Origin of the sequence: Ensifer canadensis, assembly GCF_017488845.2 — a bacterium.
In the GTDB taxonomy this organism is placed as follows: Bacteria; Pseudomonadota; Alphaproteobacteria; order Rhizobiales; family Rhizobiaceae; genus Ensifer; species Ensifer canadensis.
In genome coordinates, this window is sequence record NZ_CP083371.1 from 797,710 (window position 1) to 814,715 (window position 17,006).

15 protein-coding genes and 4 pseudogenes are annotated in these 17,006 nt (G+C 60.6%); 10 read left to right on the forward strand and 9 right to left on the reverse strand.

What is annotated here, in order from left to right; genetic code table 11:
• The first annotated feature begins 5 nt into the window (after window positions 1–5).
• Together J3R84_RS23260 and mmsB are read left to right on the forward strand one after the other, a co-directional pair.
• On the forward strand, window positions 6–1,070 hold the full coding sequence (locus J3R84_RS23260; protein WP_203528854.1) for an enoyl-CoA hydratase/isomerase family protein: 1,065 nt from the start codon (window positions 6–8) through the stop codon (window positions 1,068–1,070).
• Between the two features lie 55 nt (window positions 1,071–1,125).
• Window positions 1,126–2,022 carry a 3-hydroxyisobutyrate dehydrogenase gene (mmsB, locus tag J3R84_RS23265; RefSeq protein ID WP_203528852.1) on the forward strand — a complete coding sequence of 299 codons (897 nt, stop codon included), beginning with the start codon at window positions 1,126–1,128 and terminating at the stop codon, window positions 2,020–2,022.
• Window positions 2,023–2,093: 71 nt separating this feature from the next.
• On the opposite strand, the gene J3R84_RS23270 is transcribed toward mmsB, so the two are convergent.
• Window positions 2,094–2,504, reverse strand: coding sequence for a tautomerase family protein (locus J3R84_RS23270; RefSeq protein WP_203528850.1), 411 nt, complete (start codon window positions 2,502–2,504; stop codon window positions 2,094–2,096).
• A 105-nt stretch (window positions 2,505–2,609) separates the two neighbouring features.
• Between J3R84_RS23270 and J3R84_RS23275 the strand changes: the two genes are divergently transcribed.
• A complete protein-coding gene (locus J3R84_RS23275; protein WP_203528848.1) occupies window positions 2,610–3,473 on the forward strand; it encodes a LysR substrate-binding domain-containing protein in 864 nt (287 codons plus the stop codon).
• Window positions 3,474–3,495: 22 nt separating this feature from the next.
• Here J3R84_RS23275 and J3R84_RS23280 read toward each other — a convergent pair whose 3' ends face one another.
• The gene (locus J3R84_RS23280) at window positions 3,496–4,245 is read right to left on the reverse strand and encodes an SDR family oxidoreductase (RefSeq protein ID WP_084814905.1); all 750 of its coding nucleotides are present in this window, start codon (window positions 4,243–4,245) and stop codon (window positions 3,496–3,498) included.
• 289 nt (window positions 4,246–4,534) lie between these two features.
• Here J3R84_RS23280 and J3R84_RS23285 point away from each other — a divergent pair.
• The 5 genes and pseudogenes from J3R84_RS23285 to J3R84_RS23305 form a co-directional block, all read left to right on the forward strand.
• Window positions 4,535–5,182, forward strand: a pseudogene (locus J3R84_RS23285) (tyrosine-type recombinase/integrase); the annotation flags it as partial.
• A 221-nt stretch (window positions 5,183–5,403) separates the two neighbouring features.
• The gene (locus J3R84_RS23290; protein WP_156585442.1) at window positions 5,404–6,024 is read left to right on the forward strand and encodes a type IV toxin-antitoxin system AbiEi family antitoxin domain-containing protein; all 621 of its coding nucleotides are present in this window, start codon (window positions 5,404–5,406) and stop codon (window positions 6,022–6,024) included.
• Window positions 6,014–6,916, forward strand: a pseudogene (locus J3R84_RS23295) (nucleotidyl transferase AbiEii/AbiGii toxin family protein). Before J3R84_RS23290 ends, J3R84_RS23295 begins: the two are co-directional and overlap by 11 nt.
• Window positions 6,917–7,633: 717 nt before the next feature.
• Window positions 7,634–8,011, forward strand: coding sequence for a helix-turn-helix domain-containing protein (locus tag J3R84_RS23300; protein ID WP_057204609.1), 378 nt, complete (start codon window positions 7,634–7,636; stop codon window positions 8,009–8,011).
• Window positions 7,980–8,310: pseudogene (locus J3R84_RS23305) on the forward strand (type II toxin-antitoxin system HipA family toxin); the annotation flags it as partial. The gene J3R84_RS23300 and the pseudogene J3R84_RS23305, both read left to right, overlap by 32 nt.
• Before the next feature lie 479 nt (window positions 8,311–8,789).
• Here the strand turns inward: J3R84_RS23305 and J3R84_RS23310 are convergent.
• The 7 genes from J3R84_RS23310 to J3R84_RS23340 all read right to left on the reverse strand — a co-directional run bounded on the left by J3R84_RS23310 (window position 8,790) and on the right by J3R84_RS23340 (window position 16,151).
• Window positions 8,790–10,421: a glycosyltransferase gene (locus J3R84_RS23310; RefSeq protein ID WP_203528846.1), complete on the reverse strand. Its 1,632-nt coding sequence runs from the start codon at window positions 10,419–10,421 to the stop codon at window positions 8,790–8,792.
• 2 nt (window positions 10,422–10,423) lie between these two features.
• The gene (locus J3R84_RS23315) at window positions 10,424–11,539 is read right to left on the reverse strand and encodes a DegT/DnrJ/EryC1/StrS family aminotransferase (protein ID WP_203528844.1); all 1,116 of its coding nucleotides are present in this window, start codon (window positions 11,537–11,539) and stop codon (window positions 10,424–10,426) included.
• A complete protein-coding gene (locus J3R84_RS23320) occupies window positions 11,536–12,027 on the reverse strand; it encodes an acyltransferase (RefSeq protein ID WP_203528843.1) in 492 nt (163 codons plus the stop codon). Before J3R84_RS23320 ends, J3R84_RS23315 begins: the two co-directional genes overlap by 4 nt.
• Window positions 12,027–13,175 (reverse strand): DegT/DnrJ/EryC1/StrS family aminotransferase, encoded by a 1,149-nt coding sequence (locus J3R84_RS23325; RefSeq protein WP_203528842.1) that lies wholly within the window; start codon window positions 13,173–13,175, stop codon window positions 12,027–12,029. The genes J3R84_RS23320 and J3R84_RS23325 overlap by 1 nt, the downstream gene beginning before the upstream one ends.
• Complete coding sequence (locus J3R84_RS23330) at window positions 13,172–14,185, reverse strand: NAD-dependent epimerase/dehydratase family protein (protein ID WP_203528841.1); 1,014 nt, start codon at window positions 14,183–14,185, stop codon at window positions 13,172–13,174. The genes J3R84_RS23325 and J3R84_RS23330 overlap by 4 nt, the downstream gene beginning before the upstream one ends.
• Window positions 14,186–14,189: 4 nt before the next feature.
• Window positions 14,190–15,230, reverse strand: coding sequence for a Gfo/Idh/MocA family protein (locus J3R84_RS23335; protein ID WP_203528840.1), 1,041 nt, complete (start codon window positions 15,228–15,230; stop codon window positions 14,190–14,192).
• A gap of 216 nt (window positions 15,231–15,446) precedes the next feature.
• The gene (locus J3R84_RS23340) at window positions 15,447–16,151 is read right to left on the reverse strand and encodes an acyltransferase (RefSeq protein ID WP_203528838.1); all 705 of its coding nucleotides are present in this window, start codon (window positions 16,149–16,151) and stop codon (window positions 15,447–15,449) included.
• Window positions 16,152–16,479: 328 nt separating this feature from the next.
• Here J3R84_RS23340 and J3R84_RS23345 point away from each other — a divergent pair, with 328 nt between their 5' ends.
• Window positions 16,480–16,617 (forward strand): hypothetical protein, encoded by a 138-nt coding sequence (locus J3R84_RS23345; RefSeq protein WP_203528836.1) that lies wholly within the window; start codon window positions 16,480–16,482, stop codon window positions 16,615–16,617.
• A 23-nt stretch (window positions 16,618–16,640) separates the two neighbouring features.
• Window positions 16,641–16,937 (forward strand): annotated as a pseudogene (locus tag J3R84_RS23350) (GNAT family N-acetyltransferase); the annotation flags it as partial.
• Window positions 16,938–17,006 lie beyond the last annotated feature (69 nt).

Consider the following 17,006-nt stretch of genomic DNA (forward strand, 5'->3'; position numbering starts at 1 on the left):
TTTTCATGGAAATGCAGGCGGTAGCACCGGAAGTCATCGTCGAACGCCAGGGCGCAATCGGCCGCATCCGGCTCAATCGCATGAAGGCGTTGAACAGCCTCAACGTTCCGATGATCCGGTTGATCGCCGAAGCGCTGACCGAGTTCGAGAGCGATCCTTCTGTCGCGGCCGTGATGGTGACCGGCGAAGGCGAGCGCGGACTTTGCGCCGGCGGCGACATCCGTATGATCTATGAGAGCGGGCGCGAGCGGCCGGCCGAAGGCGCACAGTTCTGGCGCGAGGAGTTCATCGTCAACAGCCGGATTTCCGCTTACCCGAAACCCTACGTCGCCATCATGGACGGCATCGTCATGGGCGGCGGTGTCGGCATCTCGGCACATGGCAGCCACCGTGTCGTCACCGAGCGCACCCGGCTTGCCATGCCGGAAACTGGCATCGGCTATTTCCCGGATGTCGGCGCCACCTGGCTGCTGCCGCACGCGCCCGGCGAATTCGGCACCTATCTCGGGCTTACCGGCCGCGACATCGGCGCCACTGATGCAATCCATGCGCGCCTTGCCGACCATTATGTGCCGACCGCCAAGCTCGACGAGCTATTCTCGACCCTTGCCGCGCTGCCGCCTTCAGCCAAGGCCGCGGATGTCGATGCCGCAATTAGAGGGGTGGCCGATGAGGTTCCGCCGTCGCCGCTCGCGGCGCATCTCAAGGCAATCGACCGGTGTTTCGCCTTCGATACGGTCGAGGAGATCCTTGCCGCGCTCGAGGCGGAAAACAGTGACTTCGGCAGGGAAACGCTGGCGCTGCTTCGATCGCGTTCGGCGCTGAGCATGGCACTATCGCTCGATCTCCTGCGTGCCGGACGCAAGAGCGCCTCGCTCAATGAATGCCTCGAGCGGGAATACTCGGCCACGCTCGGCATGCTCTCCAATCCCGATTTCTATGAGGGCGTACGTGCCGCCGTCATCGACAAGGACCGCAACCCGAGATGGTCGGTGGGCCTTTCCAATGTGACGGAAGAGAAGCGCGCGCAATTTACGAACCGAGATCACCTGCCATTGTTTGTCGCCTGAGGGAGCCAGTCGCTCCGGTTGGCGTCGGTCGAATTGCAATTCAGGAGGAGTGAAGATGACGAAGATCGCCTTTATCGGGCTTGGCAACATGGGCGGCCCAATGGCCGCCAATCTGGTGAAGGCCGGCCACGCGGTGACCGGCTTCGATCTGTCGGAGGCATCGCGCAACGCTGCGGCAAAGACGGGTGTTTCGGTTGCAGGTTCGATCACGCATGCGGTGCGCGAGGCGGAATGCGTCATCACCATGCTGCCGGCTGGCGCGCATGTGCTCTATGTCTGGGATGAACTGCTCGGCTTGGTCGACCCCGGCACTTTACTGATCGATAGTTCGACCATCGACGTCGACAGCGCCCGCAAGGCGCATGCGCTTGCCGACAAGGCCGGATGCCTGTCGCTCGACGCGCCCGTTTCGGGTGGCACCGGCGGGGCCGCCGCCGGCACGCTCACCTTCATGGTCGGTGGTGCGGATGATGCTTTTACCCGCGGCAAGCCGCTGCTCGACGCCATGGGCAAGAAGATCGTTCATTGCGGTGACGTCGGTGCGGGGCAGGCGGCAAAGATCTGCAACAACATGATCCTCGGCATTTCCATGGCCGGCGTCTGCGAGGCCTTTGTGCTCGCCGAGCGCCTCGGTCTGTCGCATCAGGCATTGTTCGATGTTGCGTCGACTTCGTCCGGTCAATGCTGGTCGCTGACGACCTATTGCCCGGTACCAGGGCCGGTGCCGACATCACCTGCCAACAACGACTATAAGCCCGGTTTTGCAGCAAGCCTGATGCTGAAGGATCTGAAGCTGTCGCAGCAGGCGGCAAGCACAAGCGGCGCCTCGACGCCGATGGGCGCCCAGGCAGCGCAGCTTTATTCCATGTTCGAGAAACTCGGCCATGGTGGCGAAGACTTTTCCGCGCTCATTCATCTGCTGCGCGGCAATGAGGAAGCAAAGCCCGGCTGACTGAGCGAAACAGGCATACGGCGTCGATGCGAGCCGACGCCGTATATTTTCGGCCATCCCAGACGTGGCGCCTAAACCGCCGCTTTGAGCTGGTTGCTGATGTAGCGAAACTCCTGCGTCTTGCCTTCGAAGCCATAGGCGGCAGCCGAGACCTCGTGCACAAGGATATAGCTTTCCGGATGCACGTTGCCGAGCAGCTGCTGAAAACCGGCGAAGACCGCTTGAAGGTAGCTTGCCATCTCCTGCTTGGTGTTGGTGCCGTCCACAACCTTGATATCAAGCCAGAAGCTGTTGGTGCCCTGTTCTGCAAGCGAGCGGCCGCCGGCGAACCAGTGAAGCGGATCGGCATAGTTGACGACGATGGCCGTAATCGTCGGATCCTTGCGCAAATGCGTGGCCGTCAGGTCGCTGACGACGGCGGCGATGCGTTGGGACAGGGCAGGGTCGGCCTTGCCGGTGACGGTGACATTGATGATAGGCATGATTGGCTCCTTGAAGTGTCGGTTGGTGTTGAAGCCAATCTGGCAGTTCTATTGGTGTAATTAAATCGAATTGTTTTTGAGTGATAGTTCGATTATCATGAAGTTATGCAGACGCTTGATCCTGACCTGTTGCGCACATTCTTGGCCTTTGCCGAAAGCGGCTCGCTGGCTCATGCAGCCACGGTCGTCGGTCGAACCCCTTCGGCGGTCACTGCCCAGATGCAGCGGCTGGAGGCTCTGATCGGCGAGGCGTTGCTGGCGCCATCCGGGCGCGGCCGGGTGCTGACGCCAGCCGGTGAAGATGTCGTCGTCCACGCCCGCAAGATCCTCGACGCTCACCGTGACGCGTGGCTCAGCCTCAAGGGCGCACGCACTGATGGCCGCGTGTCGCTCGGCTGCACCCAGGATTTTGCCGACAGCACGTTGCCGACGCTGTTGCAACAGTTTGCACGCGCACACCCGCGGGTGCGGTTGGATCTGCGGGTCGGTCGTTCGAAAGAGCTTGTGGCTCAGTATGATCAGGGCGCTGTGGACGTGATGATCGTCATGCGGCAAAGCGGGGCGGTTGACGAAGTCGCAGTGCTGCGCGAACCGATGGTCTGGCTATCAGCGTCGCCGGACGTCTTGTCTGTCGACGAGGAATTGCCGCTTGCCGTGCTCGATCCGCCCTGCGGTTTCCGCTCAGCCGCCGTCGATGCGCTTGAGGGAAGTGGCCGGCCCTACCGGATAGCTGCGACAAGCCCGAGCCTCTCCGGGCTTCGTGCCGCGGTCCGCGGCGGCATCGCGCTGACGGCGCGAACCGAACGCTTCGTCGGCGAGGGTGTGGCGATTGCGCCCGAAAGGTTGGCGCTGCCGGCCTTGCCCGATGCCGAGTTCAGCCTGCGTCTCAATGCCGGCGCCGAAAAGGCGGCGACCACGCTTGCGAGCCTTCTTGTCGACGGACTTTCAAAAGCGGTTTCTGCGCCCTGACAGTTCCTTCGAGTGCAGCGGCTTACATTTGAACCGTCATGCCGCCATCGACCGTCAAGGTGATACCGTTGACGAAGCTTGAGGCTGGTGACGCGAGGAACACGGCAGCAGGCGCGATTTCTTCCGGCCGGCCCCAGCGCTTCAATGGGATGCGGACATCGACGAATTGCTGCAAAACGGGATCGGCGGCCAGCGCGGCATTGGTTTCCGTTGCAAACCAGCCGGGCGCGATGGCGTTAACGGTCAGGCTGTCAGAGCCGAGTTCGACGGCAAGCGATCGCGTCAATGCGCCAAGTCCGCCCTTTGCCGCGGTATAGGCGGGGTCGCCGGCGCGGGCTGCAAAGGCCGCAATTGAGGTAACGAAGATCAGCCGTCCGGCGTCCGATTGTCGAAGATAAGGCAGCGCTGCCTTCGCCATCCCGTAAGCAGCAGTGAGATCGGTGTTGATGAGGGCCGCAAAGCCGGCAGCATCCATCTCGTGCGTACCACGGCGGTCGCGCTCACCGACGGCGTGGATCAGAATATCCAGCCTTCCGGTACTGCCTGTCGCCGCGGCCAGTATCTCGTCTACATCTGCCGCCACGTCGCCGGGCGCGGTCTCAAGCGTGATGCCTTCACTCGCGGCCCGATCGCGTGCCGCCTCCAATGCCGAGCGATTGCGGCCATTGATCGCCACCGACGCGCCCGCCTTGGCAAGTGCCTTTGCCATCTCAAAGCCAAGGCCACGGCCACCACCGGTGACGAGAGCTGATTTGCCGTTGAGATCGAACATATATACCTCGTGACTTGTCATCGCGGTCGAAACAACGCCAAGTCTCGACATCCAACGTTTAGCGCGGGTTGCCGTGTCAGCCAACCTGGAGGTTTGACGGCGACAAGGTGCGTCGCCGGTCAGTGCCCGATCGAGCGGTGCGGGCTTTCACGGATACGGAGTGCACGGTCATTGGGGAATAACAGGTGATCGACGCGCCCGTTTGCTAATGCCCAGCGTATATTGGTGGCAGTCTGCTATTTTCTATTTCCGGATAAGAGCGTGTCAGTAATATGGGCTCACCGGCGCTCTGGCTGACAGCACGCGCGCCATCTTCGAGCGAGAACTTCTGCCGGCATGGCGCAATCGTCTCCTGACGGAGATCACGCCCGACGATCTACGAGCCCATTGCGGGAAAATCGCTGAACGCGGCGCTCCGGCGACGGCCATCCACGTGCGAGACATCCTGTGAAGTAGATCTACGGATTTGCCATCCTGAACGGAGAGAAGGTCGCGAACCAGGCAGCCGAAGTGGGACCAGCGTCGATCACCACTTTCGTGCCGAAAAACCGCGCGCTCTCATCCTCCGAAATTCGAGTGATGCTGAAGCAACTTGACCACATCGCCACGCTTCCCACGATCCGTTTGGGAATGCGGCTCTATCTCCTCACGGTGGTTCGCAAGAGCGAGCTGCAGAACGCGTATGGGACGAGGTCGACTTCGAGAATGCGGTCTGGACGATCCCCAGAGCGGATCAAGCGCTCCAAGGCGAATAACGCCTGTCGCGCCAGGTACGACATTATGATCGCCCTGAAGACCTGTGTAAGGGAATTCAAGATATCTGCTGCCGTCGCGGCATCACGCGGATGCTCCGATGTCGCGCGCCACCTTGAACCGGGTGACCTACGCAGTCGTCGAACGGCCGAAAGCGGAAGGTTTTCCACTGGAGCCGTTTACCCACGTTCTGGGAAGGGGACATGCCGCTAGGGCTTGATGGCTCACGTAGTGGCGGGCTCTGACCGCACGTTCGTTCTTGACCTCCAGGACGGGCACGTAATGTTCTATATTCGTTCTAGTTTGGGGTAGAAGTCAAGGAGCAGGTGAGCATGGGTGTTTTTCAGAGGCGAATGTGTTAAAACCTCTGCTGGTATGATTTTTAGCAGAGGAAACATCACGGAAGTGGACACGGCTGGCACCCAACGGGCTCGCGCACTGGAACTCCTGAAAGCCCGGCATATGCTGCGGCTGAAGGATTTCGCCGCGCACGGCATTGGCTCAGAGACGCTCGCGCGCCTGGTACGAGATGAAGAAGTCGTTCGTCCGGCGCGCGGCCTCTACCAACTTCCCGACGCTACGGCCGACGCACGACATGCCCTAGCCGAGGCATCGGCGCTTGTGCCGAGAGGGATCGTCTGCCTGATCTCGGCGCTGCAGTTTCATCAGCTGACGCTGCAAATGCCGTCGGCGGTCTGGATGGCCATCGATCGAACGGCTTGGCGCCCCAAGATCGACTATCCGCCTATCCGTTTCGTACGCTTCACCGGCACCGCTCTCGCCGAGGGTGTCGAACGGCATCGCATCGAGGGGGTCGACGTGCCGATCACAAATCCGGCGCGTTCGATCGTCGATTGCTTCCGTTACAGGACGAAAGTCGGCCTCGATGTTGCGATGGAGGGGCTGCGCGAGGGGCTCCGGCGGCGCAAAACCACAAGCGACGAACTCTGGACATATGCGAAGAGGGCCAGAATCTGGTCGACCATGCGACCCTATGTCGAAGCGACGGTGGCTGATGGCGCTTGAACCGAAGAAAAACGTCGGGGCATCAGTGCGCGCCCGGCTTCTGGATCGGTCCCGCGCGGAGCGCACGGACTTTCTGATCCTGCTGACGCGCTACGCGCTCGAAAGGCTCCTGTACCGGCTGAGCCTATCCGCGCATCGCGACCGCTTCATCCTAAAGGGCGCATGCTGTTCGTAACATGGGTCGCCGACCCGTTTCGGCCGACGCGTGACCTCGACCTGCTGGGTTATGGTGCGAACAGCCCGAAGGCTATCGCCGAAACCTTCCATGCCATTTGCACGCAGCCAGTCGACGATGATGGCGTCGTTTTCGATGTCGATGCGCTCGAAGCCGCACCGATCCGTGAAGAAGTCAAATATGGCGGAATTCGAGTCCGCACCACAGCCACCATCGCAGGCGCCCGCATCCCGATTCAGGTGGACATCGGCTTCGGGGATGCCATCACACCCGGACCGGTCGAAATAGAAATCCATCATTGCTCGATGCTCCGGCGCCGCACCTGCGAGCCTATCCGGTCGCAACCGTGGTCGCAGAGAAGTTCGAGGCGCTGGTGACGCTAGGCATGGCGAATAGCCGCCTAAAGGATTTCTACGATCTTTGGCTGATCGCCGAGACGTTCGAGTTTGAGTGGTCCACCCTCGCGAAGGCCGTGCGCCAGACTTTCGCTCGAAGGGGGACGGACTTTCCGAAGGAGAGGCCGATGGGTCTCAGCGATGCCTATGCCGAAGTATGGGATCGGCAGTGGCGGGCGTTTCTCGGTCGCGAACGTATGGCGGTCGCGCCGCCAGGCTTGGCCACGGTTGTGGGGACCTCGGACGCTTTCTGCTGCCCCTCACTTGGGCCCGTGATGGAAATTGGCTTTGGAAGCCGCGTGCGGGATGGATTCAGCTGTAAGGCCGCGCCGTTGACGCGAGTGCCGGTCGTGGCGCTATATGGCGCGGTTCGGTATTCCGGCGGCCGTCACTGTCCTTGTCGGAGCAAGCCTGCTCACCTGGTTCGACAAGATGCCGGCTCTCGCGAGCTACACGCTCGGCGGATGGAAAAATCACTGTCGTCAAGGCCGTCATGGGAGTGCTGATCGTCGTATTCGCCATTCAGCAGCTGTGACCGCGTTTCCAGATACTGGCTTTCCTGTTGCACTGGCTGCCACTTGGAGGCGTGCTGTCGGAGTAGCGGTCTCTCCGGCAATCATGGGGCACTAGGTTCCGCCTTTCTGCTGAACACCGGCCTGACGAAGGAGGCGTTCGTCGCCACGGGCGTCCTATCCGAGCAGCTTATTCAGTCGTAGCGACTGCTTGCGCCGGTTGCAGTGGGCACGGTTTGGGCGTTCACCGGATCGTTCGTGGGCAAGCGTGTCCTGCAAAAGATCACATTGCGCACCGTGCAGATTATCCGTGGCGATGCTGCTTATTGGAGCCGGACCGGCGTCGGGTCTTATTTAGCCCTGACTGGTCCCAGGCAGGGACGCATCGACCGGGAAGGAAGCGCTCAGGCACGTCGCCTAGTCGGCCGCCAAATCGAGCCACTGCTCTATGGCACCCTTGTTGAATTCCACAATTAGTCATATATGACGTGATACGGCTATTTTATCATCGTATCTGGATCATTGCTATGGGATCGCCGAAATCAAAGTCCGCCCTAGAAAGACTTGGACACGACGTGCGCGGCGCTCGTTTGTGGCGCGGCATCGCCGTGGCTGATCTGGCGGTGCGTGCGGGCACGTCACCGAGCACCGTCTCGCGCCTCGAGAAGGGGGATCCCGGTGTCGGAATCGGCACGCTCGCCGATATCCTGGTTGTGCTTGGTCTTGTCGACCGGCTGGCCGACCTGATCGACATCCGCAAGGATGATCTGGGTCTAGCGTTGACCGCCGAACGCCAGCCGCGTCGCGGACGGTCTATTGCGACCACACTGCGCAGGCAGAAGGCCAAGGGTAAAACGGCACTGGATGATCCGGATGCCGTCGATCCGGACGGCGCGTCATTCTGAAGCCGACGCCAACGCCCATGTCGTTCTCGGCGAGAGCCTGACACCCGTTGGTCAGCTGCGTTTCACGCAGGCCATCCAGCCTGGATCGACAGTCCCCGCGCCTTTGCCGTGCAGCCAACCTTTCCGCTTGAAGCTGGGCCATTTCACACATCTGGTCAGCCGGGAACATGCGCGGTGCATTGGCGGGCGTCTTCGCCGACGCCGCGCCGGATAGTTGGGTCCGGAGGCTTCTCGAACGTACCTATGGCAACGGTTTTTCATCCCACCGCTTCAATTCTGCGGTTGTCGGCTGTTGCAAGGTTTTTCGGACTGTTCCTCCAGGCCGAACGCAATTGATTCATTCTCGACAACGAGCACCCGTTCTCGGTTGCCTTGGACAAATGGCCTTGAGTTTCTCCAAGAGCGAACAACTGACTTCGGACGCGAATTCCCCGTTCAATGGAAGTCGGAGCGATTTTGAGAGGGATAACGCCCTTGTACCGAATGATCGCGAAGCCCTAATCGTCCGGACGCATTTTCGAGATCGCGCGCCTTGTGGCGGCGAGAGACAGCGGTTCAACGATGCTGGGTGTCGGTTCCGACGCAGCGACCAGCAGTGGATTAACCGCGGTATGCTTGTCGAGCCTATCTCGTCAGCCCGAACCTGCGCGCCTTCGCCCAGCACGTCGAGGTTGTCGAACGCAAAGTGTTCGTCAAGGATCGAAAGACAAGCGGAGGCCAAATCGGAGCCGTGATCGCGATGATTCCGTTTATATCAATGGCCGCCCTTCGCCTCAATTTAACTTGTCCCGAACATGATCTTGGACCGGCCGTCAAGAACAGCACCGTAGCGAATGCGATCTGCCCTGCCATTGGACGCTAGCACGCGCTCGGCAAGGGTAATCCAGGTTGCGAGAGTTTCCTGGCCGAGCCAATGGATCGACAGGCAGTCGCCGGGCTCGAACCCGTCCACACGGGTCGTTTCGGCATCCTGCTCATCTGCATCGTCGCGCCATAGCCATTGCATTCGACGGATGCTGAGGTGGGGAGCGTCAAGCGCACGCTCCAGCATCAGGTCGCGAAGGCCCTCGTCTTCGAGTAGTTCGGCCAGCATCAGCAGCCAGGCGATTTCGACCGGATCGAGGCGGCCGAGTTCCGCGTCCGATTGGCCCTGAGCATTGCCTCTGCGGCTGAGCCAAAGGGCCGCCTGGTTCAGGTCCCCCTCAAGAAGCGCGATGACACCCAGCAGGAGCCAGGGCTCGGCAACATGGCCGATCCAGTTGGTCAGATCGTTGAGAGCTGCCTTGGTTGATCCAAGGTCTTCTCCCGAGAGGATCGTGTCGCGCGCCGACCGCAGCACGGCGGACATCGGACTGTCGAAGATGACAGCGTCGGCAATCCACGGCGTACCCGGATTTGCCCGGACATTTTCGAACGATCCGAATTTGCCCTGCTGCTGCACGATTTCGCCCGGCTGCAGCCGGATGCGGCATTCGAACCAGTCGAGCATGTGCGTCCAAAGTTGCCGGGTGTAGCGGCTATGGACAAGGTCGTGCCCTTGCTTGCAGATGTAGGAATAGAGGTCGGGGCTGCGGGAGACAGCATTGATCTTGATATAAAGTTCGCGGCCCGAGCCGAGCACGCAATTCTCAAGATCGACGAAGCCATATTCCTTCAAGGGCTCCGATTCCGGCGCGACGAGAATGGCGCCGGATGCGGGAATCTCCAGATGCTTGCGAACGACGTAGTCCATCCGTGTCGTGTCGGCGATGGAGAAATAGCTCTGCGAAATCAGCTGAGAGTATTTCTCGTCACGAACCTCGAAGGGGGCCTGATGGTTCTTGTCGTAGCCGGGATGCGTATACACCAAGGTCGGGAAGAGGCGTTGGATCTCTTCCGTCACCTGCGCCCGCCAAGGGTAAAAGCTCGGGAAAAGATGCCCGCTGAAGACCGTGACGGGGATTATCTTGTCGAGTTTGTAGTCCTGGAAGACGGTTGGATCTATGAATTTTGGCAGTATGAAAGAGGCGATCCGCAGCAGTTCCGGCATATGCTGGATTTGTTCGTTGCCGGTGCAGAAAACCGTGTCGATGCCGTAATTGTCGAGCATCTGCAGAATCAGCGGCCGCATGGGATCGTGCGGATCACAGTTGAGATACAGAGCGCGCGGCACATGCGGGTGTGCTTGTGCGTTGGCGATATTCAACCGGTGCGGTCGGCCCCAATGCACGGAATCGAAGATCAGGAAATCGGGTTTCAGCTGTTCGTAGACCTCGGCAAAATCGAAATCCTGTTCGATGACGCTGACATCACAATGCAACGCAAGCGTATGCACCCATTCATCGACGACATTTGCAAGCATAGGCGCGGTGTTCGGGTTCGGTCGTGGTCGTACGCAGAGAACCTTGCGGCGCGGTGCTGTCTCAGCCATGGCTACTCTCCGTCGAAAAATGCAAGGACGGCGTCAATGACGCGTTGCTGCTGGTCGACGCGCATACCGGCAAACATCGGTAGCGACAGACCCTGGGATGCGAATTCTTCAGCGACAGGGAAGTTCGATTGCCCCGCAGCGATTTCGAGCAGGCACGGCTGCCGATGCAGCGGGATGGGGTAGTGCAGACCCGTCTGGATGCCGTGCCCATCGAGATAAGCCTTCAACGCGTCGCGACGTTCGGTGCGCACCACATAGAGGTGATAGACGTGATCGCCATGCACGATCTCTGGCAGCAACAACGGAGTTGCCGCAAGAGTGTCCTTGTAACGTGCCGCGATTGCGCGCCGTTGATCCGTCCAGGCGTCGAGGTGGCCGAGCTTGTGGCCAAGAACAAGCGCCTGGAGGCCGTCCATACGGTAGTTGTAGCCAATCCGCTCGTGCAGATACCGCTGTGACTGACCATGGTCTCGGAGCGCCCGCAGCGCCTTGGCATGCTCGTCGTCATTGGTGACGATGAGACCACCTTCGCCGGCGCCGCCGAGGTTCTTGCCGGGATAGAAGCTGAAGCAACCGAGATCGCCGATCGTCCCGAGGCTACGGCCGCCATGGCGCGCACCGATCGCCTGGGCGACATCCTCGATGACCGTCAGGTTGTGCCGGCGAGCAAACGCCATCGTCGCCGTCATGTCGGCAGGCTGGCCGTAGAGATGCACCGGAATGATGGCTTTGACGCTGTCGTCGAGCCGGCGTTCGGCATCGGCAAGATCAATGGTGCCGGTGGCCGCTTCCACGTCGCAGAAGATCGGGATCGCACCTTCATAAAGAAGGCCCCAGACTGTGCCGATGAACGTATGGGCAGGCACGAGCACCTTGTCGCCACGGCGAATTCCCGCGGCAATGACGGCGAGATGCAGAGCGGCGCTGCCGCTGCTGACAGCCACGGCATGTCGCGCACCCAGATAGTCGGCGATGCTTTTTTCGAACTCGGTGGCCCATGGCCCCAGGCAAAAGGCGTTTGCCTCAAACAGCCGTTCGACGTCGGGCATGACGTCGGCACGGATCTGGTTCCACTGGATTGACAGATCGACGAAAGGTACTGTGGCGTGCGCGTTCATGCGGGTGTCCGTTGCGAAGGGGAAGTTGAGCCGACGATGCGGGCGGGGTTGCCGGCGACGATTGCGTGGTCCGGGACGCTGCGCGTCACGACGGCACCCGCGGCCACCAAGGCGTATTGACCTATGACGAGGTCGGGCAGGATCGTTGCGTTGCTGCCGATCGAGGCCCCTTTGGAAACGCGTGTCGGCAGGCAGGTCCAGTCGGCTGCCGATTGCAGGCTGCCGTCGTCATTGATTGCACGCGGATATCGGTCGTTGGTGAACATCACGCCATGACCGACGAAGACGCCGTCTTCGATGGTGACGCCTGAGCAGATGAAGCAATGCGACTGGATCTTGCAGTTTGCACCGATCTCGACGTCGGATTGAATCTCGACGAAAGTGCCGACTCGTGTGCCATCTCCGATCTTGCAGCCATAGAGATTGGCCAGATCCGGATGGTAGATGACGACGTTTTCACCCAGGACAACAGTGTCGGCGACCGGCATCAATTCAATCCTTGCGCGGAGAGCGACGTCTTTAGACCGTCGACCACGATGTCTTGCTCGGTTTCCGTCATGCCGTTGAACAACGGAAGGATCAGATGGGTGCGGCTAACCATCTCCGATCGCTCCAACCCGCCGTGGCGAGCGTTTTGCCAAGGCTTTTCGAGATGGCTCGACATGATCGCGCGGCGGGTCGCTATGCCCTTGTCCAGCATGGATTGCATGACGCCGTCGCGGTTCGCCGTCTCAGGCAGGCCAACACAGTAGCTCTGCCAGTTCGAGCGCGCCCAACCGGGTTCGGCCGGCACAGCGACTTCGCCGATTTCACTGAATTGCTCCGCATAGCGTCGCGCCAGGGTACGGCGCTCGGCAACGATGCTGTCCAGTCGCTTCAACTGTTCGCGGCCGACGGCCGCCTGCATGTCGGTCATGCGGTAGTTGAAGCCGGATTCGTCGTAAGTTTCGGTCACGACGCGGTTGGACTTATGACGGGCAAGATCCGAAACGCTCATGCCGTGCTGGCGAAGCAGGCGGCAGCGTGCGTCGATTTCGGGATCATTCGTCGTTATCATTCCGCCTTCCCCCGTGGTGAGGATCTTGCGGGGATGGAAGGAGAAGCAGGCGACATCGGAGAACGTGCCGCCGAGCTTGGTCCAGGTGCCGTTGGCCTGGATTTCCGCTCCGCTCGCACAGGCCGCGTCCTCAACCACCCGCAGGCCGTGGGCGCGGGCGACTTCGCATATCGCGGGAAGGTCGCAGGGCATGCCGATCTGGTCGACGCACAGCACTGCCTTCGTGCGCGGCGTGATGAGGGCTGCGATTGCGTTCGGATCGATGTTGAAACCATCAGGACCGATATCGGCAAACACCGGCGTTGCACCGCACATGTGAATGGAGTTGGCCGTGGCGATGAAGCTGTGGCTGACGGTGATGACTTCGTCGCCCGGACCGACGCCAACGGCCAGCAGCGCCAGATGCAGGGCAGTCGTGCAGTTCGACACCGCACAAGCATGTGCAGCGCCTGTCATGGCTGCAAACTCGTTTTCGAAAGCAAGAACCTGCGGGCCCTGAGTCAGCCATCCGGAGGCAATGACCGCGGCAACAGCGTCAGCCTCAGCCTGGCCGACAAGAGGACGCATCAGTGGGATCATTGCGCTGCCTCCATCGAGAGTGCGCGTTCCTGCTGCCACCACTCGACAAGGTCGGAAAGTCCCTGCTCGAGGCTGATCGTCGCTTCGAAGCTGAGCTGCTCCTTTGCCTTGCTCGGGTCGGCAAGGCGTCGCTCGACCGGATTGACGCTTCGAGCCGGCATATATTCGATCGACAGGTCTGGCCGTCCCATCGTCTTCAGCAGCGCATCGGCGAGTTGCTTGAGCGACACTTCTTCGCCCGAGGCAACGTTATAGACCTGGTCGGATGCCGGGGAGAGCGCCGCTGCGATATTGGCCCGTGCGACGTCTCGGACATCGATGAAGTCCATCGTCTGCAGGCCGTCGCCGAAGATGATCGGTGCCTGTCCGGCGGCGATGCGCTCCATCCAGCGAATAAGCACTTCGGTGTAGCGGCCGTGGATATCCATGCGCGTGCCGTAGACGTTGAAGTAGCGCAGGGCGCAGTAGTTGAGGCCGAACATGTCGTTGAACGAACGAAGCAGGCTTTCGTTGAGAAGCTTAAGTCCACCATAGAGCGTCCGGTCAGCATAGGGCGCTGCCGCTTCGGTTGTCGGGAACTCCGGGGCAAGCCCGTAGATCGAGGCCGAAGAGGCGGCGATGAGCTTTTCGACACGGTGCTTCACGCAGGACTCGATCAGATCGAATGTCGATTGCCCCATCACTTCGAAAGCATGACGTGGCTCGGCTGCACAATGGGTGATGCGAAGTGCTGCCTGATGGAAGACGACGTCGCTGTTGCCGATCAAGCCGTCGAGCAGGTCACGATCGCGGATATCCGCGTTGATGACTTCGAGGCGATCGGGGTGGGCGACCGCTGCCAAATTGGCGAGCCTGCCGCGCACCATGTTGTCGATGACGACAACCTTTGCGACGTCTTGCTGCATCAGCTGATCGACGATGTGCGAGCCGACAAAGCCGGCTCCTCCCGTTACCAGGATGCGCTTGCCTTTGAGCGCGTTGACGGTCTCGGACGATGATGTCTTCTGCATTGGTTTATTCCGCGGCTACAGCGTTGATTGAGACGGGCATGAACCCACGGACGCGCCGAAGGCTAAGGTCAAGTGCGGCTTGCGCGCGCTCCAGGGTGCGCACGACGCGCAGGCCAAGGCGCCCGTCTGTCTTGCAGGTGACCTGTTTGGTGATGGATTGCCGGAAGTGTTCGATGACATCGACGAGCGGCTCGGATGTGGCTAGCCGCGGCGAAGACACCGATCCAATCCGGTAGTTCGGCAGGATGAGATCCCGTTCCTGCTTCGAATGGAACGTGATGCCGGAATCGTAGATCTTCAGCGGCTCGTCGCGGTTGAGATCGTCCCAGACGACCATCTGCTCGCTGCCACCGATCGCCACGCGGCGAAGCTTTACCGGCGACATCCAGCTCAGATTGAGATGGGCAACCATCGAATTGGGATAGTGCAGCGTCAGGTAGCTGATGTCAGGTGAACCCTGATTGACGTGGCAGTAACCTGTTGCCTCCACGTCAACCGGCTCGATGCCGAAGAGGAAATCGAGGATCGACAGATCGTGCGGGGCAAGGTCCCAGAGGACGTTCACATCGGGCTGGAAGAGCCCGAGATTGATGCGCTGGGAATCGAAATAGGAAACGTGGCCGAGCGCGCCTGAGTGCACGAGGTCCGCCAGTTTAAGGACCGCAGGATGGAAGAGGAAGGTGTGGTCGACCATTAGGGTCAGCCCGTAGGCCTCGGCGCGTGCGACAAGGTCGCTCGCCTCGGCGCTGGACGCGCACATCGGCTTTTCGACCATGACATGCTTGCGGGCATCAAGAGCCGCACGCGCCAGGTCGTAATGCGACGACACCGGCGTCGCGATAACGACGGCATCGATCGTCGGATCGGCCATGACGGCGCTGGCATCGGCGTGAACGACGATCTGCGGGTGCGATTGGCGAAGCTTGTCTGCGAGTTCCGGTTTCGGATCGACGACGGCGGCGAGTTCAATGCCAGGGTTGCTCGATAGCACCCGAAAAAGATTCCGCCCCCAATACCCCATCCCGCAAAGTGCGACCCTGATCATGCTGATTCCTCTCAAGCAACCGCGTAGGTTCATATTGCGAGGAAAGCTTGCTTGGGCCTGACGTGGGTAGGGCCGATGTGATGGCTTGCCATGCTGGCGGGCAAGGCTGCAACGTGCCAATGCGCATCATCCGAGCGCAGTTTTGGACGTGCTGTATTCGCGCAGAGGGGCAGGACCAGCGCCTACACTTGGAGCGGGCAATAGCCTATCGGGCGCTTAGCTCTTTTGGCTTGCCAGCTGTGCCTCCAACGCAGCGACGCGTTCTTCCAGTTTTTTTAGAGACCGCGGGCCACTCAGAACTTCATCATCGGCGACATCTCGGTCAACGAAGGTGAGGGGGGAAATAATCACCCTGTCTCCTATCGTTACGCCCGGTGCTATGACGGAGGGCCCCGCTATGAAGCAGTTGCTGCCGATGCTCGTACGCCGATAGGCAATCTTGTCGCGGGATGATCCCGTTTCACCGCTGGTGGCCTGTCGATGACTGGTATGGCTCCAGACCATGACGCCAAGCCCGATTTGGGTATTGTCTCCTATCTCCAGACCGCCTTGGGCATCGAGTACGGCGCCTTCCCCGATCCAGACATTTTGCCCGCATTCGAATTTTTCAGGGGCCAAGATTTTCGCACGTTCGCGGATCCTGCAACCATTGGGCAATCCGAGAAACTGCGCGCGTTCGCGATCCGTCATCAGTTCCGTCGCGTGGTAATTCAGAATCTGCGCGCGAAGTCGCGCGTCGTCGCTGCTGAAGACATCCACACCGGATGGACCTGGTGGTTTTGACGGCGTCGCCATGAGTGGCAGCAATTGTTCGAGCAGAGCGCGGGAGGCGTCGTCTCCCAATTGTGGGATTAAGTGGAGAAGGTCGTCCACTGGCCTGCTGAGCAAGGCGGCAAGGTCGTCGAGAACTTGGTTCGGCATCGTGGCTTTCGCGGCATTTCGTGTTGGAGTCGGCAGACAGCATTGATATCGCATGAGGGCGTTCTGCCAAATGATTTGACGGGACATCTCACGAAAACTTCTCGGGTATTGACGGTGTCGGCGCATCGACGCCAACTGGTCGACGGCGGTTGGGATGGCGAAGCCGAGTGGCTCGAGGGCTATTGGGCCTTGGAAGCGCTCGCGCGGATCCGGATTTCCTCGCCATCGTCGAACGCCAGCTGCACGCTACGGCCGAGTGACGACAGGGCCGGCCGCGCTCCAGCAGGCGCTCGGCCGGTATCAAACCGGAAAAAGGAGCAGCAGCAGAATGCCAGATGAACCGGCGCCGGAGATCATCTTTCAGCGGTTCGCGCGTGCGGACCTCGGAACCTATCGCTCCTGGTTCGCGGACGCTGAGATCAGCCGTTTCCTCTCCTACCGACCGATGACTGGTTCGCGCATGTAAAAGAGAGCGACAACGCGCAGTGCTGGGTTGCGGCCGAGCCTGGAGGGGCAATGCTAGCCGAAATCCAGGTGGACCGCGATGAGGATGGCGTCGGCCACATCGAGTTGGCCGTGCGGCCGGATTTAAGAGGGAAGGGCTACGGTAAAGGCAGCCTGCTTGCGTTCTTGAGTGGACCAGCGCGCGCTTTCGCCGAGCTTCATGCCCACATCGAGATCGACAATGCGGCAAGCCTAGCCTGTTTCCAACGATGCGGCTTCGTCGAGGCCGCGCAGCAGGATGACGACGAGTTTTGCCTGTTGGTCTGGTGTCCCGAAGCCTAAAGCCCGTCGCGATATTTCAGAATTGCTTACAGTGCGTTAAGCTCTTGCTTTTGCGCATTCGTTGTCGCA